Raw genomic sequence first — 17,431 nt, 5'->3', positions numbered from 1 at the left:
GCGCCGCATGTTCGATGATTGAAGGAGGTAGACGATGTCATTCCGACAGTTTCCCGCCACCGATTCGGATGGCGAAAGCCGCATCATTCTTGAATTCAAGCCCGACGAGGCGGCAGCAGCGGCGAGCGCGGTAGAACCGCGTTACGAGCTGGAAGACGGCCGCGCGCTGGTCCGCAAGGGGCGGGAGTTCGTAACGCCCGGTGGCGATGTGCGCCTGAGCATCTGAGCTGAGAAAACGGTAGCGCCGAGCCATGCTCGGCGGGGACTATCACAATGTCCTGGGACTATCCGCCGAGCATGGCTCGGCGCTACCGTGGATGCCACCATCCGATGGGTGGCGAAGTTTTAGCCACCCATCTTGACAGCCTAGCGTCGCAAGGGATGAGACAGGTTATCCACATGTTTGTGCGGAAACCATCCACACGGCCTGTGGATGAAACCGTCAGCGTGGAAGTACGCGCCCGATGCCGCTGTCGTCCACTTCAGCTGCAGCGGCGGCGATGGCCATGTCGCTGCTGCCGGGTACGAAGCCGATGCGGAAATGCACCTCGCCACCCGGCGTGCGCGAGGAATGGATCGAGGCCAGGCTGATCTGGTGCTGCTCGAACACGTGCAGCAACGCGCGCAGCGAGCCCGGCCTGTCTTCCGGCAGATGGACAGACAGCGATTGCCGCTCGGTCAGATCGGCGAGCAGATAACCCACGCGCTCGAAGGTGTAGTTGCCATCGGCGAGTACGTCCGGCCCGAACGCGTCACGGTTGTCGTGCAGCAGTTGCTGGCGGAAAGCCACGCGTGCGGTGTCATCGCCCTGCAGCACCTGCGACTGCAACTGCTGTAGTTGCGCGATCAGCCGCTCCAGCATCGGCGCCACGTGCGGGTTGCCGAACTGGATGTCTTCGTAGATCGCCGGGTTCAACGAGAGGATGCGCGAAATGATCGCCGTATCCAGCTCGAACGAGGCGGAGCGATACGGCAGCAGCGCCGACAGATCACCCAGTTCCGCCGCGTAACCGCGCAGGACGCCCGCCTGCGCAAGATGGCCGGCGTGCACCATTGCTTGTACCAGCGCCATCACTTTATCGTGGTGGGCCGGCGTCGCGCGCACGCATTCGGCCTGCAGTGCGGCGCACAGTTCCTGCAGCCACGGCTGCCAGCGATCCACGCGCGCTTCGCAGACCACCATCACCCTGCCCTTCAGCGTCGGCGCTTTCGGTGGTGCCGTCATGGGGTGAAGGCCTGCCACTTCAGCGCGTGACGCCAACATCGCCCGCACCGGGGCTTCCTTGACCGAGGTGATGTCCAGCCACAGCCTGCCCGCCTCGCGGCCAGCCGCACGCTGCACGTAGTCGGCGATCAATGCGGGGGTGTGGCGGATCGGTGCGGAAAACAGCAGCACATCCGCCTGTTCCAACAACTGCTCGGGCGTGTGCGACGCAGGATCCGCCGGGTCGTGGCCGATCACCTGCAGTTGCATGCGCTCGCTGAAAAAGCGCTGCAGCCAGCGCCCATACGCACCGGCGCTGCCGACGATGCCGATCACCTGCGGCGACGCACTCATGCCAGCCGCTCCACCGCGAACCGCTCCGGCTGGGCCAAGGCGGCCGGTGCCGCCGCATGCACGTCGAACTCCTCGACGCCGTTGGCCAGGGTCGCTTCCAGTGCGGCATGGGTGCCGGACACCGAGCGGCTGATGGCCTGCTGCAGGGTCTCACCGCGCAGCAGGAAGGCCACGATCAGCGCCATCAGCACATCGCCGGTACCGGCCACGTCCACCGGCAACAACGGCGAGATCCAGCGCCAGACGCCTTCGCGGCCCACGGCCAGCGTCACCAGCTCACCGCTCTCGCCCGACACGCTGTGTGCAAGCACCCATTCCGGGCCGCGCTGCAGCAGCGCGCGCGCCGCGGCGATCGCATCGTCCTGGGCCAGCGACGGCATGCCGGTCAGCCGACCGAGCTCGAACGCGTTGGGCGTGACCAGCCAAGCATGCGGCAGCAGCCGCTCGGCAAAGACCTTCTCCAGGCCAGGTTCGACATAAGGGCCGGTGTGGGTGTCACCGATCACAGGATCCAGGCAGTAACGCAGCTGCGGACAGCGCGGCAGGATCTCATCCAGCCAATCGGCGAATGCCGCGCCATTGTCGACACTGCCGAAGTAGCCGGAGACCAGCATCCGCGCACGTTGTGGCAGCCCGCGCTCGCTGGTACCGCGCAGCAGATCGGCGAACCAGTCCACCGGCAGCACGCGGCCACGGGTGGTGGCATAGAACGGCGCGTTGCTCAGCAGGGTGGTCGGTATCTCGGCCACCCGCACGCCCAGCGCGCGCAGCGGCGGTACCGCCGCGCTGTTGCCGGCGTGGCCGTACACAAGCTGCGACTGGACCGAGATGACATCGACCGGCGAGGGTCCATCCGGCCGCTGGCGGCGGCCGTGGATCAGATGATTTTCAAGGGATTCGCTCATGGGCGCATTTTACGCCCGTGCCCGGTGGAACGCGCCGCGCCCGGTGGAACGCGCCAAACCTGGCTTCGGTAGCGCCGAGCCATGCTCGGCGAGCGCCGCAGCAGACCCGTGACGGCCAGCGGCCGCCACGAGCCTGGGATCAGGACGTCATCCGGTCCCAGAAACCCTTCACGCCATCGATGAACGTCGCCGACTTCGGCGAATGCTTGCGCGCGTCCTCGCCCACGAAGGTGGCCTCGAACTGCTCCATCAGCTTGCGCTGGTCGGGCGTCAGGTTGACCGGGGTCTCCACCACGACACGGCAGTACAGATCGCCTTCGCTGCGGCTGCGTACCGATCGCACGCCCTTGCCACGCAGGCGGAACAGCTTGCCGGTCTGGGTCTCGGCCGGAATGCGGATCTCCGCTTCGCCACCCAGGGTCGCCACGCGGATGCTGTCACCCAACGATGCCTGCGAGATGCGGATCGGCACTTCGCAGTGCAGGTCATCGCCGTCGCGCTGGAAGATCGCGTGGTCGCGCACACGCACTTCCACGTACAGATCGCCCGGCTGCGTGCCGGCCGGACCGGCCTCGCCTTCGCCAGCCAGACGGATGCGGTCACCGGTATCGACGCCCGCAGGCACCTTCACCGACAGCACCTTGTCTTCTTCCACGCGACCGTTGCCGTGGCACGTCTTGCACGGCTGGGCGATGGTCTGCCCGCGGCCGTTGCAATGGTGGCAGGCCTGCTGCATCGCGAAGATCCCGCGCTGGATGCGCACCTGGCCGCGGCCGTGGCAGACGGTGCAGGTTTCCACCTTGCCGTCTTCCGAACCACTGCCATCGCAGTCACCGCACTCGGCCAGGGTCGGGATATCGATGCGGCGCTCAACACCGCGCACGGCTTCCTCCAGATCCAGCTCCAGCACGTAGCCGATGTCGGCACCGCGACGCGCCTGGCGCGGGCCACCGCCCCCACCTCCGAAAATATTGCCGAAGATGTCACCGAAAATATCGTTCATGTCCGGACCACCCGGACCACCGCCGCCACCGCCCATGCCGTGCTCGAAGGCCGCGTGGCCGTGGGCATCGTACATGCGGCGCTTGTTGCCGTCGGACAGCGTTTCGTAGGCTTCCTTGCACTCCTTGAAGGCAGCCTCCGCCGCCGCGTCACCCGGATTGCGGTCGGGGTGATGCTTCATCGCGCAACGACGGTATGCCTTCTTCAGCTCTTCGTCGGTCGCGGTACGGGCTACGCCCAAAACTTCGTAGTAATCACGCTTGCTCATGGAATGGATCGCTTTCCGGTACGTCGGGATTCGTCAAAGCAGAAAAGCGGACATGGTCCGCTCCTGCGTCGGGCGCCCCGACCCGCTGCTGGCGGTCAGGACCCTGATGCGACGACGGGACGCTGCCGTGAGGCAACGTCCCGAGTCGGTCTGGATCAGGACTTCTTGTCGTCCTTTACTTCGGTGAACTCGGCATCGACGACGTCGTCGTGCTTCGCACCGGCATCCGCGTCGGCGGGACCGCCCTGGTCACCGGCCGAAGCCGCGGCGAACAGTGCCTGGCCGGCTTCTTCCAGCGCCTTCGACCGGGACTCGATCTGCGCCTTGTCGTCACCCTTCATTGCGGTTTCCAAGTCCGCCAGTGCGGCCTCGACCTTGCCGATCACGTCGCCACCGACCTTGCTGCCGTGCTCGGTGATCGCCGAACGCGTGCCGTGGATCAGGGCATCAGCCTGGTTACGGGCCTGCACCAGTTCCTGGAACTTCTTGTCTTCTTCGCGGTTGGCTTCCGCATCGGCGACCATGCGTGCGATCTCGTCCTCGGACAGACCCGAACCGGCCTTGATCTCGACCTTCTGTTCCTTGTTGGTCTTCTTGTCCTTGGCCGACACGTGCAGGATGCCGTTGGCGTCGATGTCGAAGGACACCTCCACCTGCGGCAGACCGCGCGGTGCCGGCTCGATGCCGGACAGGTCGAACTTGGCCAGCGACTTGTTGAAGCGGGCCTGCTCGCGCTCACCCTGCAGCACGTGCACGGTCACGGCTGACTGGTTGTCCTCGGCGGTGGAGAACACCTGCGAGGCCTTGGTCGGAATGGTCGTGTTCTTTTCGATGATCTTGGTGAACACACCGCCCATGGTTTCGATACCCAGCGACAGCGGGGTCACGTCCAGCAGCAGCACGTCCTTGACGTCGCCGCCCAGCACGCCGCCCTGGATCGCCGCACCCAGTGCCACGGCTTCGTCCGGGTTGACGTCCTTGCGCGGTTCCTTGCCGAAGAACTCGGTCACCGCCTGCTGCACCTTCGGCATGCGGGTCTGGCCACCGACCAGGATCACTTCGTTGATGTCGCTGGCACGCAGGCCGGCATCATTCAACGCAACGCGGCACGGCTCGATCGACTTCTTGATCAGCTCGTCCACCAGCGACTCCAGCTTGGCGCGGGTCAGCTTGATGTTCAGGTGCTTCGGACCGGAAGCATCGGCGGTCACGTACGGCAGGTTCACTTCGGTCTGCTGGGCGCTGGACAGCTCGATCTTCGCGCGCTCGGCAGCGTCCTTCAGGCGCTGCAGGGCCAGCGGATCCTTGCGCAGGTCGATGCCCTGGTCCTTGTTGAACTCTTCCACCAGGTACTCGATGACGCGGTTGTCGAAATCTTCGCCGCCCAGGAAGGTGTCGCCGTTGGTGGCCAGCACTTCGAACTGCTTCTCACCGTCAACGTTGGCGATTTCGATCACCGATACGTCGAAGGTGCCGCCGCCCAGGTCGTACACCACGATCTTGCGATCCTTGCTGTCACCCTTGTCCAGGCCATAGGCCAGCGCAGCCGCGGTCGGCTCGTTGATGATTCGCTTGACGTCCAGGCCCGCGATGCGGCCGGCGTCCTTGGTGGCCTGGCGCTGGCTGTCGTTGAAGTAGGCCGGCACGGTGATGACCGCCTCGCTCACTTTCTCGCCGAGATAATCTTCGGCGGTCTTCTTCATCTTCTCCAGCACCTTGGCGGAGATTTCCTGCGGCGCCATCTTGCGCGCATCGCTGGTAGCCACCCAGGCATCGCCATTGTCGTGCCCCAGGATGGAGTACGGCACGTGGGAGATGTCTTTCTGCACTTCGGCGTCGGTGAACTTGCGGCCGATCAGGCGCTTCACCGCGTAGAAGGTGTTCTTCGGATTGGTGACCGCCTGGCGCTTGGCCGAGGCACCCACCAGGACTTCGCCGTCCTTGGTGTAGGCGACGATCGACGGGGTGGTGCGATCGCCTTCCGAGTTTTCAATGACGCGGGCCTTGCCGCCGTCCATGATCGCCACGCACGAGTTGGTGGTGCCGAGGTCGATACCAATGATCTTGCCCATGGGGAACTCCTGAAGATAATTCGGTGAATCCGGCCGTGGCCGGTGTATGAATGGGATGTGGGGGAGGCTCGTGGAACATTCAAGCCATCCCCCGAACGCTGTGTTTCTGCAAGGCCAAACGCGTTCAGCGTCTGGCGGGAAAATCGCGCGGCGCGGCGCTGGTTCTTGCCGGCTGCTGAACCTTGCCGGCTGGTTGACCTTGCCGGCTGGTTGACCTTGCCGGCTGCTGGCCCTTGCCGGCTACTGGCCCTTGCCGGCTGCTGGACCCTGCCGGCTGCTGGACCCTTGCCGGCTGCTGGACCTTGCCGGGTAGAGCCGACTTCAGTCGGCTGCTCCTAACGAAGCCGACTAAAGTCGGCTCTACCGTCGGCTGCTCCTACCGAAGCCGACTAAAGTCGGCTCTACCGTCGGCTCTACCCTCGCCTGCCGCTGCGATCAGTCCCGCGCGACCACCACCAGCGCGGGGCGCAGCAGGCGGTCGTTGAGCTGGTAGCCCTTCTGGAACACCTGCACCACGCTGCCCGGTGCGGCGCCGTTGGCGTCTACCTGGCTGATGGCCTGATGGTGTTCCGGGTTGAACGGCTGGCCGGTCGGGTCCAACAGCACCAGGCCATTGTCTGCGGCGACCTTCAGCAGCTGCTTGTAGGTCATTTCCAGACCATCGCGCAGCGGGCTGGCCTCTTCACCCGCCGCCTTCAGGCCGGCATCCAGGCTGTCGAACACGGGCAGCAGCTCGCCGAGCAGCTTTTCGTTGGCAAAGCGGCGGGCCTGTTCCACGTCACGGGCCACGCGCTTGCGCTGGTTGTCCAGGTCGGCGCGCTCACGCAGCGCATCGGCCTTGACCTGCTCCAGCTCCCCGCGCAGCTGCTCCAGCTGGTCGTGGTGGGCGGCAGCGGCCTCGTCGGCGGCCGGGTTGGATTCGATATCGTGCTGATCTTGGTTCATGTGCGTTTCCCTGGCGGTCACTCCCCGCCTCCATCCCACCTAGTGTGGGCGGGAAACTGCGTTTCAAGCGCTGCGTGGCACGGAGTTGACCGATCCGGGAGAAAAGGCCGCCCCCAGCACCTCAGCCGTGGCCTGCACCAGCGGAATCATGCGGTCGTAGGCCATCCGCTTGGGCCCGATCACCCCCAGCACACCCAGCACCTGCCCGTCGGCGGTGTACGGTGCGGTGACCAGCGACATGCCTTTCAGCGGCACCACCCCGGTTTCTTCGCCGATGAAGATGCGCACGCCCGGCGCCTGGATGGTGCGCTCCAGCAGCTGCAGGATCTCGCGCTTGCTGGAGAACAGCTCGAACAATTCGCGCAGGCGCTCCAGGTCGGTCAGGTCTTGCACGCCCATCAGGCGGGTCTGGCCGGCCACCAGCATGTCGTCGGCCGGCGGCTCCAGCGCCTGTTCGGCCAGCTCGATGCTGTGCGCCAACAACTGCTCCATCTCGCTGCGGGTGTCGCGCAGTTCGTGCAGCAGGCGGCGGCGGATCTGCGCCAACGGCACCCCGGCAAAGTGGGCATTGAGGTAATTGGCCACCTGCTCCAGCTCGCCCGGCTCCCACGGCCGGCGGGCCTCGATCACCCGGTTCTGCACCTCGTTGTCGGCGAACACCACGATCGCCAGCACCCGGTGTGCGTCCAGCGCCACGAAATCGATCTGGCGGAAGGCAAACTGCCCTCGCCGGGGCGCGCTGACCACCCCGACGAAGTGACTCATCGCCGACAGCAGCTCCGATGCGCTGCCCAGCAGGGCCTGCGTACCGGCGCCGCTGGGCAACTCGCTGCGCAGCCGGCTGAGGTCCTGTTCGCCCGGCGGATGCATCTGTACCAGGCTGTCGACGAATACCCGATAGCCGTGCGCCGTGGGCACGCGACCGGCCGACGTGTGCGGCGAACTCAGCAGCCCCAGCTCTTCCAGGTCGCCCAGGATGTTGCGGATGGTTGCCGCACTGACGTCCAGCCCGGACGTGCGCGCAAGCGTTGCCGACCCGACCGGTTCGCCATCCTGGATGTGGCGGGCGATCAGGGTGCGCAGCAGATGGCGTGAACGTGGAGCAAGGTTGTCGAAAGACGACGGCATCGGATCAGCCTGTGAGACTCACACACTAGATAATGCCGACATGCCCTCTTGGCAAGTCATTGGACCACCCCGTCGCCCGTGCTAGCGTTGCGCGGCTTGAGAGACTCAACGGACCATGCTTAGACATCTATCGATCAAGGATTTTGCCGTCGTACGCGCCACCGAACTCGAGTTCGGGCCCGGCATGACGGTGGTATCGGGCGAAACCGGCGCGGGCAAGTCGCTGATGGTGGACGCCCTCGGCTTCCTGGCAGGCCTCCGCGCCGACAGCGGCGTGGTGCGCCACGGTGCCGCGCGGGCGGAGCTTTCCGCCGAATTCGCGCTGGAACAGCTGGCCGCCGCACGGCGCTGGCTGGCCGACAACGAGCTGGACGACGACGAACACTGCCAACTGCGCCGGGTGATCCGCGCCGATGGCGGTTCGCGTGCGTGGATCAATGGCCGCCCGGTCACCCTGTCCCAGCTGACCGACCTGGCCTCGCTGCTGGTGGAAATCCACGGGCAGCACGAGCAACAGGCCCTGCTGACCCGGCCCTCGCAGCTTGCGCTGTTGGATGCCTATGCCGGCAACGCCGAAGAGCGCCGCGCCGTGCGCGTGGCCGCCGCCGCGTGGCAGACCCTGGTGGACGAGGCCGCCGCGTTGTCCCAGCAGGGCGATGTCAGCGACCGCATCGGCTTCCTGGAGCATCAGCTGCGGGAAATGGAACGCGAGGACCTGGAGCCCGATTCCATCACCGCGCTCGGTGCCAGCCACCGCCGCCAGGCGCACGCCAGCGCCCTGCTCAGTGCCTGCGACACGGCCACCACGCGGATCAACGGTGACGAAGACGCTTCCGCGCTGGGCCTGCTGGCGCAGGTGCGTGGTGACCTCGGCCGCCTGATCGAACACGATGCCCGGCTGGGCGACGTGGACGCACTGATCGACAGCGCCAGCATCCAGTTGCAGGAAGCACTGACCCTGCTGGACCGCGTGCACGACGATCTGGACGCCGATCCGGAGCAGTTCGAAGAAAACGAGCGCCGCTTGGGCCGTCTGCACGATCTGGCGCGCAAGCACCGGGTGCCGATGGAAGATCTCGGCCCGCAGCGCGACCGCATGCAGGCCGAAGTGGAGCAACTGCAAGGGGCCGACGTGCGCCTGCAGAAGCTGGCCGGTGAAATCGAAAAAGCGGCTGCCGCATGGCGCGAACAGGCTGCTGTGCTTAGCGCAGGCCGTCAGCGCGCTGCCGCGGAGCTGTCCACCACCACGACCGGGCTCATCGCCGAGCTGGGCATGGGCGGCGGCCAGTTCCTGATCCAGCTGGAACCGCAGGACGCCGGCAAGCCGGACCCGCAGGGTGCCGAGCGGGTGGAGTTTCTGGTGGCGGCCAACGCTGGCCAGCCGCCGCGACCGCTGCGCAAGGTGGCCTCTGGCGGTGAGTTGTCACGGATCTCGCTGGCCATCGAAGTGGCCGCGCTGGATCTGGATGCCGTGCCGACCATGGTGTTCGACGAGGTCGATTCAGGTATCGGCGGCGCGGTGGCCGATATCGTGGGGCAGAAGCTGCGCGCCCTCGGCGAAAAGCGCCAGGTGCTGTGCGTGACGCATCTGCCGCAGGTGGCCTCCAAGGGACACGCCCACTATCGCGTCAGCAAGGCGCCGGTAGACGGCATGACCCAGAGCGCGGTGGAAAAGCTGGACACCAAGGCCCGCGAAGAAGAACTCGCGCGGATGCTGGGCGGTGTCGAAGTCAGCAAAGAAGCCCGCGCCGCGGCGCGGAAGCTGCTGGCCGGCTGACACCTGGCCGCGCGCTACGGCGCTGCTTCGGTAGCGCCGAGCCACGCTCGGCGGAATTTCACCGCGAATGGCCCGCTGCGCTCGCCGACCATGGGTCGGCGCTACGGATTCTGTTCACGCTCGGTGGACTCTCCGCCGACGGCCCGCTGCGCTCGCCGACCATGGGTCGGCGCTACGGATTCTGCTCACGCTCGGCGGACTCGCCGCCGACGGCCCGCTGCGCTCGCCGACCGTGGGTCGGCGCTACGGATCCCGGGCGTTTCGGATTCTGCTTCGGTAGCGCCGAGCCGTGCTCGGCGGACGCCTCAGCGGCGCTTCTTGCGCACGTACAGGACCAGCGAGTGCTCTTCGAGCTCGTAGCCGTGATCTGACGCGATCTTGCGCTGAAGCTCTTCGATCTCCGCGCTTTCGAACTCGATCACGTTGCCCGAGTCCACGTCCACCATGTGGTCGTGATGGCCGCCGCGGTCCAGCTCATAGACGGCTTGGCCGCCTTCGAAATTGTGTTTCAGCACCAGGCCAGCGGCCTCGAACTGGGTCAGCACCCGGTACACCGTGGCCAAGCCGATTTCATCACCGTGCTCAAGCAGCTGGCGATAGATGTCTTCGGCGGTCATGTGGTGCTGGGCAGTGCGCTCAAGCAGTGCAAGTATCCGCATCCGAGGATGGGTCACCTTCAGGCCGACTTTACGCAGGTCGTGGGTTTCCATAGGTCTCCGTTCATTGGCGATTTAGCGCCAGCTGCCTCGGATTGGGTCGCGGTGGCACGCCGGGAGTGTATCATCGGATCGATTTCCCCAAACGCGATTCCCGATGCGCAATCTCCTGCTGGTCGCCGCCGTTGCCCTGTCCACCACGGGCTGCGGCATCATCTATAAGCAACCCATCTATCAGGGCAACCTGATCCGGGAAGATGCCGTGTCCCAGCTGCAGGTCGGGCAGAGCAAGCAGCAGGTCAACGCCCTGCTCGGCACCCCGTCCATTGAAGATCCGTTCCACGCCCAGCGCTGGGACTACGCCGCCAGCCAGCGTATCGACCGCGTCGGCCGCACGGAAACGAAGAACTTCACCGTCTACTTCGAAAACGATGCCGTCACCCGCTGGGAAGGCGACTACTTCCCCGCGCAGGACTCCAAGCTGGCCACGCAGACCGTCCGCCAGTTCGGCCGCAACCTGCCGAAGGAAAAGAAGAAGGGCGGCGGCTGATCCCGCCTGGTCGGTAGTGACGGCCGCTGGCCGTCATGACCGGCCGCCAATCCCGACATCCCACCGCAAGACTACTTCGGCTGCGCCTTCGCGCGCCGCCGACGGTTGTCCTTGGGATCGGCCAGCAGTGGCCGCAACAGCTCCACCCGGTCAGCGTCCTGCAGGATCTGCCCGGGCGTAGCCAGCACACCGTGCACCGCGACCGCGGGGCATTCCGCACTGCCCTCCAACGCAGCCGCCGCGACCGCATCGGCCACCGTGGCGTCTTCGGCCAGTTCCAGCGCGCGATGCAGCACGCGGTCGGGCCAAGCCAGTACCACTTCCACGCGGATCATCGGATCAATCCTGCTCGTCTGCCACGCGCACGAAGTCGTTGACCATGCGGTCGGCCAGTCCCTGGAAACCCAAAGCGAGCGCGGGCGCCAACAAACGGGATTTCGGCTCGAATTCCAGCTCCAGGCTGACCTTGCAGGCATCTTCGGCCAGTGAATGGAACTCCCACCGGCCGTGCAAGCTCTTGAACGGACCATCGCGCAGCTGCATATCGATACGCTGCGGGCGTACCAGCGTGTTCTCGGTCATGAACCAGGTGGAGAACGAGCCCAGCCCCAGGTCCAGGCGCGCGACGAGGCGATCATCGCCCTGTTCCAGGATCTGCGCAGCCGAGCACCAACGGAACCGGCGCGGGTAGGCGGCGATATCGTTGACGAGATCAAACATGCGCGCCGCGGAGTGTTCGACCAGGGCGCTTCGACGAATGGTAGGCATTTCAGAGTTTTGGCTGCAGGTGATCGACCGGGCGGGCCCGAATCGGAGACAATACGGGAATGAGCAAGAACGACGGCAAGGATAAAGCAAAGAACGCGACGGCCAACAAGACCATCGCGTTGAACAAGCGTGCCCGGCACGAGTACCACATCGAGGAGCGCTTCGAGGCGGGCCTTGCGCTGCAGGGCTGGGAGGTCAAATCCATCCGTGCCGGCCGCGGCAACATCGTGGATGCCTACGCGTACGTGAAGCAGGGCGAGATCTTCCTGATCGGCGCGCAGATCACCCCGCTGATCCAGGCCTCCAGCCACTTCGTGGCCGTGGACCGCCGAGAGCGCAAGCTGCTGCTGCACCGGAGCGAGATCGACAAGCTGGTCGGCAAGGTGGAGCGCGACGGCTACACCATCGTCCCCACCGCGATGTACTGGAGCAAGAACAAGATCAAGCTGGAAGTGGCGCTGGCCAAGGGCAAGCAGGACCACGACAAGCGCGATGCCGCCAAGGACCGCGAATGGGCAATCGAAAAGTCACGCGTCATGCGTCGGGGCAACCGCGACGCCTGACCGACGTCGTACTCAGGTGACCGAGGTGGTACTCCGGGGACCAACTTCGTACTCCGGTGACCGACGTGATACTCCGGGGACCAACGTCGTACTCCGGTAGCGCCGAGCCACGCTCGGCGGACCCTCACCGCAGCTCGTACACCGTCAGGCCTTGACCGCCCCACCCTGCATCTGCGGCGCCAACGCTGCATGCATCACGGCAAGATGCATCACCACGGCCAGCTCATCGGCATGGCTGTCGTCGCCCGCCGTCCAGCTGCGCGCCAGACGCGCCGCATCGCCCGGCAGCAGCTCCAGCAGCCGGTTATCGTCCATCGCATCTGCGGCATGCTGCAGGCGGCGCGACAAGCGGCGTGCCTGCAGCACATGGGTCAGCGCACTCACCCCGGCCAGCGCCAGCAGCGCGATCGCCAGCCCGTGCTCGAACCATTGCGACAGCACATCAGGCTCCGGCGCCCACGCCAACAGCCCCAACAGCACCAACCCCAGCAGCCGCCAGTAGCCCAGCGACGGACGCTTTCGACGCGGCCAATGCACCACGACGGCACTGGCCAACAGCGCCATCGCGGCCGACGCCGGCAGTTCGATCAGACACGCCGCAGCCACCAGCGCTGCCAGGACCGTCCAGACCCAACCCGGCGGCACCGCACGGCGCAGATAGCCAATGCCCACAGGGCCAACCAGCTGCCGAAGACTGCGCTTGTTCGTCATCTCCACCCACACGTCTCCTGCTTGTTGATCCCAGCGTGACCACCATGGTGTCGCAAAGAGGTCCGCAAGACGTTAACAGTTCGATATGAAGGCCTGCCACCAGAAATCGCGCTTTTGCGTGACTGTTCAGCCGGATTGGCGTAGCATCGATCTCGTTGGGCAGCCTTGTTCCTGCAACACCGGAATCTGGCCAGTACTTGCAAGCACTTGTTTGAAACCGGGGGTGCATTGGTTTCGACGGGGGTTGTGAAGTCGCTTGGCGCATGCCGAGGGTGTAGCTTTCCTCGTAAATCCAGCTGCAAAACTCTAGTTGCCAACGACGACAACTACGCTTCGGATTTCGCAGTCGCAGCCTAACGGTTGACCTGCGTCATCCTTCGCCGCCTTAGGTGAAGCCTCGAAACTGCCTGTGTCCATGCTAGCAGCGTAGAGTCATTATCATGGAATCGAGCTGGGCGGCTGCCTGTCAGTCCAGCACTAGAACACAGCAGGCTTGTTCCGGGATGTGCTTCGCACACCGTGCTGTTCCGGAACGAAATCCAACGGTGAGCTAAGCATGTAGAGCTGGGGATGGAGTGCCTTCGGACGGCGGTTCAATTCCGCCCACCTCCACCATTGATTGGTCTCTTGTAGGCCACAGAGAGCCGGGATCCCTCGTCAAATAAGGGGTCCCGGCTTTTTCGTTGTCTATGCCGGTCCAGCTGGTTCCGCTGCAGCCTATGAGACGCTGGGGGTATATCTAGGGGTATCCACCGCCCTTAAAAACCCGATACCCCCATGCATCTGGCCGACGCTGCTATCCGTCGCGCCAAGCCGGCTGCCAAGGCCCAGAAGCTGGCAGACGGCGGCGGCCTGTTCCTTTTCATCACAGTAGCCGGAGCCAAGAGCTGGCGCTGGGAGTACCGCGTCGCCGGGAGAGAGAAGCTGCTGACCCTCGGCCTCTATCCAGACGTGACGCTGGCGAAGGCGCGCGAGGCCCGTGAGGACGCCCGCCGGCTCCTGGCCAGCGGCGTGGACCCCAGCGAGCAGCGCAAGGCCACGACTGCGGCGCGCACCACCGCCGACGGCGAAGCCTTCGAGGTCATCGCCCGGGAGTGGCTGGCCAGCCGCCCGTGGGTGCCGAACTACCAGAAGAAGGTCGCCGCCTGGTTCGAGAAGGACGTCTTCCCCTTCATCGGCAGCCGGCGCGCGTCGGAGCTCAAGGCATCGGACTTCCTGCAGGTGGCCAGGCGCATGGAGGCGCGCGACGCCTTCGAGTCAGCCCATCGGGTGATGCAGAACTGCGGCCAGGTGATGCGGTACGCCGTGGCCACCGACCGCGCCGAGCGCAACCCTGTGGCGGACCTGCGCGGTGCGCTCGTGCCGGCCCCGGAGAAGAACCACGCCGCGATCGTGGATCCGGTGCAGCTGGGCGGCCTGCTGCGGGCCCTGCATGCCTACCACGGCACAGCGGTGGTCCAGGCTGCGCTGAAGCTCGCACCGATGCTGTTCGTCAGGCCGGGAGAGCTGCGTCAAGCGGAATGGGGGGAGATGGACCTTGATGCCGGGCTGTGGAGCATACCGGCGGGCCGAATGAAGATGCGGCAGGCGCACATCGTGCCACTGGCACGGCAAGCGCTGGAGGTCCTGAGAGAGCTGAAGGACGTGACCGGGCACGGCACTTATGTGTTCGCCGGCGGCCGAACCGACGCACGCCCGATGTCCGAGGCCGCGGTGCTGGCCGCGCTGCGCGTGATGGGGTTCGACAAGGACACGGTCACCGGCCACGGCTTCCGCGCCACCGCGCGCACGCTGCTTGATGAGGTGCTGGGCTTCCGTCCGGACATCATCGAGCACCAGCTTGCGCACGCGGTGAAGGACCCCAACGGCAGGGCCTACAACCCCACCACGCACCTGGTGGAGCGGACGCGGATGATGCAGGAATGGGCGGACTATCTGGACCGGCTGCGTATACGCAACGTCGTGCCGATGCGGCCCGGTCAGGCGGCTTGATCGTCGAGGGAGGGATCGAGGCGGCGCGCGATCGATTCGAACCGCGCGGCCTCAGTGCGAAGGCGGTCGGCAGCGCGCCGGCGCCCTGCCCTGTCATCCCAGCTTCCGGTCCGGTCACGGTCCAGCTCGGTGGCCTGCTGCCATAGACCGGCAGCCTTGCCGCGCGCCCAGCGCGCCTTGCCCGCATTCGTTTTGGTCATGGCAGCCATGGTGGCGCCGCCGCGTCGCAGGGCCTGATACGACGGCAACAGCCGCTGACCGACGCTGTAGGATTGGCGCCACCTCTTCGAGATGCCGCATGACCCAGACCACAGACGAGATCCTCGAACGCCTTACTACCTGCGAGCTCGAGCCTCGCGCGGATACATCAGGGCGCTGGAGTACGGGGTGCATGCCCTGATCGCGCGGCACCACGATCCGGCCTGCTTGGCCGACCTGCGGGCCCACGTGTTACCGGAAGTGGCAGACCAACAAGCCGAGATGCAGGATCGCCCCCTGCTCTACCCCACGTTGCCCTCCAGCAGACCTTGGCCGTGATGACGGAGCAGATCACCGGTGCGGCAGGCCGAGATGATAACGGCGGCTGAGGATACCGTTCATTGGAATCCAATCCCGTTACGGCACAAGGGATTGCGCGGGTCGTGTGCCTTTCGTGCGCCCCTTGATGTATGCCGCGCAACGGTCTGAACAGCTTCTTTCGAAACAATCAAAGACGCCCGGGAGTTTTGTGACTCGCCTCCTACTTTGCAGATATCAAGGTAGCACCCAAGAGTCAACGAGTGGTAGACAAGTTCCGGCGAAGGATATCGCCGATAAGGAGCGAAATGAAAAGGAACAAAGCGAAGCCGCTACCCTACCTCATCTCACTGACACTCTTTTTTCGACACCCGCGTTTGCTGAAGTTAAAGCAATCAGCAGGGCCAACTGCGTAATCGGCATTGTCAATGAGTCCATCACGTATGACAGGCCGCAGTTGCGCCCGTTCAACGGCTCTCTCACGAGCACACACACTCAGCTTGGGAACACAATTCCTCTCCATAGTCTTGTTGATGTCGGCTATGGAAAGTGGCGGTAATACGCTGGCGATATCGAAGACCCAGGCACGCTGCGGGTGGATGGCACCCACTATTGGCTCGTGGTCGACCCTAATGGCCAAATAGTGGAATCCGGCCAGGAGGCCACGAGCGCGACTGATTGTAATATTACGGAGTGGTGATCGATATGAAATCAAGGATAGTTTTTCTTACTTTTATTTCCGTTTTCACGCCGACCCTGGTTTGCGCTCAACATACGACGCCTCCAGAAGCGCCGGCAAATCAAGAGACACTGGACTGGCTTAAAGAACGTGCGCTTAAAAGTTACGAGGAAAACAACTTTCAAATGGCGCGTGGTTCGGCAACGAGAGAAGGCCAGCTGATCATCATTCCACTTGCGGAATGGGACGCCCCTGCCTCTGCTAAAGACAGCGTCGCGCGGGGGATAGCGAATCAAAGCAAGGGTACTTTGAAGGCTGCGTCTAGCGCCATTCCATCAACCGACGAAGTACTTGGGCGCCTAGCTGATACACGGCGAAGTGACGCTGAACTCAGACAGCTACTTGGATACGCGCCAGCTGACATCTCCCGGACTCCGATCGGCGCCGCCGAGCTCCTGAGTACAGAGCCAACCGGAAGCATCAAGGGAGGTAAATGGACAGGAGTAACACGCTCTTACAGAGTCCCGAAGGTCGGTGTAATCATCCTTGAAGAGAATGATTACATTGCTTCAGGGAGAGTGATAACGCTGTTCCGTGAAACTCTCAACGAAAATGTAAACGGAACGCCAGCACGCGCGTCCGCATCTCGTTCTGATGATGGTAAAGGGCAGGCGGAACTACGCTGGGTGACACCCCAGCGATCCTTCACCTTGACGCTTTACACCGACGAAGGTAATCGAATAGAGCAGGGCCAAGCGCTGCTGCTGCAGATCGCTCAAGGAATAAAGAGTTGACCTAGGAGTTCAGTAGTTTGAACAAGGGGCCGGCTTTCATGGCCGGCCCTATCTGCAGTACCGCTGCTCGCCCATGCCCGACGGCACCAGGGTGACATGCTTGTCTGGCTGAAACATGGGCAGTTCGATGAGTGGCTGGCGGCCGAGCCCGACGACGCCATGGCGATACTGCTGGCCAGCGAGCCCCCTGCGATGGAGGCATACCGGGTTAGCCGGGCCGTGAACTCGCCGCGCAACAACGTCCCGGAGCTGTTGCAGCTGGTCGGCTAAGGCAGGTTCGCGGAGTTCCAGTCCCACCAGTACCCGCCGGATATCCATTCTCGGATCACGCCGGCGCATCCTGGTCACTATCCCCCACAGGAGGAAGGGCAGTCTCGGCATCCCAAACCCGCTCGGTCGCCGCTTTGATCAGCGCCATCAGCTTCCAGCCCGGCTCCACCGACTCTTCGCCGGTGAATGGATCGGTGATGGTGTATTGGCCACCTAGTCCGCGTAACGCTGTCAAAACCATCACAACTAGAACCGCATTTGACCAGGACACTGAATT

General features: G+C 64.6%; 19 protein-coding genes and 1 other RNA gene. 8 read left to right on the top strand and 12 right to left on the bottom strand.

Annotated elements, in window-relative coordinates:
• Window positions 1-34 precede the first annotated feature (34 nt).
• Window positions 35-226: a hypothetical protein gene (locus tag IFT65_RS05435; RefSeq protein ID WP_192080655.1), complete on the top strand. Its 192-nt coding sequence runs from the start codon at window positions 35-37 to the stop codon at window positions 224-226.
• A 216-nt stretch (window positions 227-442) separates the two neighbouring features.
• On the opposite strand, the gene IFT65_RS05430 is transcribed toward IFT65_RS05435, so the two are convergent.
• The 6 genes from IFT65_RS05430 to hrcA all read right to left on the bottom strand — a co-directional run bounded on the left by IFT65_RS05430 (window position 443) and on the right by hrcA (window position 7,878).
• Window positions 443-1,558, bottom strand: coding sequence for a prephenate dehydrogenase (locus IFT65_RS05430; RefSeq protein WP_192080654.1), 1,116 nt, complete (start codon window positions 1,556-1,558; stop codon window positions 443-445).
• Window positions 1,555-2,463: a pyridoxal kinase gene (gene pdxY / locus IFT65_RS05425; RefSeq protein ID WP_192080653.1), complete on the bottom strand. Its 909-nt coding sequence runs from the start codon at window positions 2,461-2,463 to the stop codon at window positions 1,555-1,557. The genes IFT65_RS05430 and pdxY overlap by 4 nt, the downstream gene beginning before the upstream one ends.
• A gap of 139 nt (window positions 2,464-2,602) precedes the next feature.
• Window positions 2,603-3,733, bottom strand: coding sequence for a molecular chaperone DnaJ (dnaJ, locus tag IFT65_RS05420; RefSeq protein ID WP_192080652.1), 1,131 nt, complete (start codon window positions 3,731-3,733; stop codon window positions 2,603-2,605).
• Between the two features lie 155 nt (window positions 3,734-3,888).
• Window positions 3,889-5,805, bottom strand: a complete 1,917-nt coding sequence (dnaK, locus tag IFT65_RS05415) for a molecular chaperone DnaK (protein ID WP_192080651.1) — start codon at window positions 5,803-5,805, stop codon at window positions 3,889-3,891.
• Between the two features lie 435 nt (window positions 5,806-6,240).
• The gene (gene grpE / locus IFT65_RS05410; RefSeq protein ID WP_188324319.1) at window positions 6,241-6,750 is read right to left on the bottom strand and encodes a nucleotide exchange factor GrpE; all 510 of its coding nucleotides are present in this window, start codon (window positions 6,748-6,750) and stop codon (window positions 6,241-6,243) included.
• A gap of 63 nt (window positions 6,751-6,813) precedes the next feature.
• Complete coding sequence (gene hrcA / locus IFT65_RS05405) at window positions 6,814-7,878, bottom strand: heat-inducible transcriptional repressor HrcA (RefSeq protein WP_188324320.1); 1,065 nt, start codon at window positions 7,876-7,878, stop codon at window positions 6,814-6,816.
• 115 nt (window positions 7,879-7,993) lie between these two features.
• Between hrcA and recN the strand changes: the two genes are divergently transcribed.
• A complete protein-coding gene (recN, locus tag IFT65_RS05400) occupies window positions 7,994-9,655 on the top strand; it encodes a DNA repair protein RecN (RefSeq protein WP_192080650.1) in 1,662 nt (553 codons plus the stop codon).
• A 305-nt stretch (window positions 9,656-9,960) separates the two neighbouring features.
• Here recN and fur read toward each other — a convergent pair whose 3' ends face one another.
• Window positions 9,961-10,365 (bottom strand): ferric iron uptake transcriptional regulator, encoded by a 405-nt coding sequence (fur, locus tag IFT65_RS05395; RefSeq protein ID WP_188324322.1) that lies wholly within the window; start codon window positions 10,363-10,365, stop codon window positions 9,961-9,963.
• A gap of 103 nt (window positions 10,366-10,468) precedes the next feature.
• On the opposite strand from fur, the gene bamE reads away from it, so the two are divergent.
• Window positions 10,469-10,861: an outer membrane protein assembly factor BamE gene (gene bamE / locus IFT65_RS05390; RefSeq protein WP_188324323.1), complete on the top strand. Its 393-nt coding sequence runs from the start codon at window positions 10,469-10,471 to the stop codon at window positions 10,859-10,861.
• Between the two features lie 71 nt (window positions 10,862-10,932).
• On the opposite strand, the gene IFT65_RS05385 is transcribed toward bamE, so the two are convergent.
• Together IFT65_RS05385 and IFT65_RS05380 are read right to left on the bottom strand one after the other, a co-directional pair.
• On the bottom strand, window positions 10,933-11,196 hold the full coding sequence (locus IFT65_RS05385) for an RnfH family protein (RefSeq protein ID WP_192080649.1): 264 nt from the start codon (window positions 11,194-11,196) through the stop codon (window positions 10,933-10,935).
• A 4-nt stretch (window positions 11,197-11,200) separates the two neighbouring features.
• Window positions 11,201-11,629, bottom strand: coding sequence for a type II toxin-antitoxin system RatA family toxin (locus IFT65_RS05380; protein ID WP_192080648.1), 429 nt, complete (start codon window positions 11,627-11,629; stop codon window positions 11,201-11,203).
• Between the two features lie 59 nt (window positions 11,630-11,688).
• Between IFT65_RS05380 and smpB the strand changes: the two genes are divergently transcribed.
• Window positions 11,689-12,192: an SsrA-binding protein SmpB gene (smpB, locus tag IFT65_RS05375; protein ID WP_188324326.1), complete on the top strand. Its 504-nt coding sequence runs from the start codon at window positions 11,689-11,691 to the stop codon at window positions 12,190-12,192.
• A gap of 144 nt (window positions 12,193-12,336) precedes the next feature.
• On the opposite strand, the gene IFT65_RS05370 is transcribed toward smpB, so the two are convergent.
• Window positions 12,337-12,903 carry a hypothetical protein gene (locus IFT65_RS05370; RefSeq protein ID WP_192080647.1) on the bottom strand — a complete coding sequence of 189 codons (567 nt, stop codon included), beginning with the start codon at window positions 12,901-12,903 and terminating at the stop codon, window positions 12,337-12,339.
• 219 nt (window positions 12,904-13,122) lie between these two features.
• Here IFT65_RS05370 and ssrA point away from each other — a divergent pair.
• Together ssrA and IFT65_RS05360 are read left to right on the top strand one after the other, a co-directional pair.
• Window positions 13,123-13,518: a transfer-messenger RNA gene (gene ssrA / locus IFT65_RS05365) on the top strand.
• A 162-nt stretch (window positions 13,519-13,680) separates the two neighbouring features.
• Entirely contained in the window at window positions 13,681-14,895 is a 1,215-nt protein-coding gene (locus IFT65_RS05360) for an integrase arm-type DNA-binding domain-containing protein (protein ID WP_192080646.1), read from the top strand.
• Here IFT65_RS05360 and IFT65_RS05355 read toward each other — a convergent pair.
• Window positions 14,883-15,104, bottom strand: coding sequence for a hypothetical protein (locus tag IFT65_RS05355; protein WP_192080645.1), 222 nt, complete (start codon window positions 15,102-15,104; stop codon window positions 14,883-14,885). The two genes, IFT65_RS05360 and IFT65_RS05355, sit on opposite strands and share 13 nt — an antisense overlap.
• Before the next feature lie 1,012 nt (window positions 15,105-16,116).
• On the opposite strand from IFT65_RS05355, the gene IFT65_RS05350 reads away from it, so the two are divergent.
• Window positions 16,117-16,884, top strand: coding sequence for a hypothetical protein (locus IFT65_RS05350; RefSeq protein WP_206756812.1), 768 nt, complete (start codon window positions 16,117-16,119; stop codon window positions 16,882-16,884).
• A 96-nt stretch (window positions 16,885-16,980) separates the two neighbouring features.
• Entirely contained in the window at window positions 16,981-17,154 is a 174-nt protein-coding gene (locus IFT65_RS05345) for a hypothetical protein (protein ID WP_249405042.1), read from the top strand.
• A gap of 55 nt (window positions 17,155-17,209) precedes the next feature.
• Here the strand turns inward: IFT65_RS05345 and IFT65_RS05340 are convergent, their stop codons facing one another.
• Window positions 17,210-17,425 carry a hypothetical protein gene (locus IFT65_RS05340; protein WP_192080642.1) on the bottom strand — a complete coding sequence of 72 codons (216 nt, stop codon included), beginning with the start codon at window positions 17,423-17,425 and terminating at the stop codon, window positions 17,210-17,212.
• Window positions 17,426-17,431: the final 6 nt, after the last annotated feature.

Source organism: Stenotrophomonas sp. CFBP 13725 (genome assembly GCF_014841935.1).
Classification (GTDB): Bacteria; Pseudomonadota; Gammaproteobacteria; order Xanthomonadales; family Xanthomonadaceae; genus Stenotrophomonas.
The sequence above is the reverse complement of the archived record's forward strand: the minus strand, read 5'-3'. Positions and strand labels throughout refer to the sequence as shown.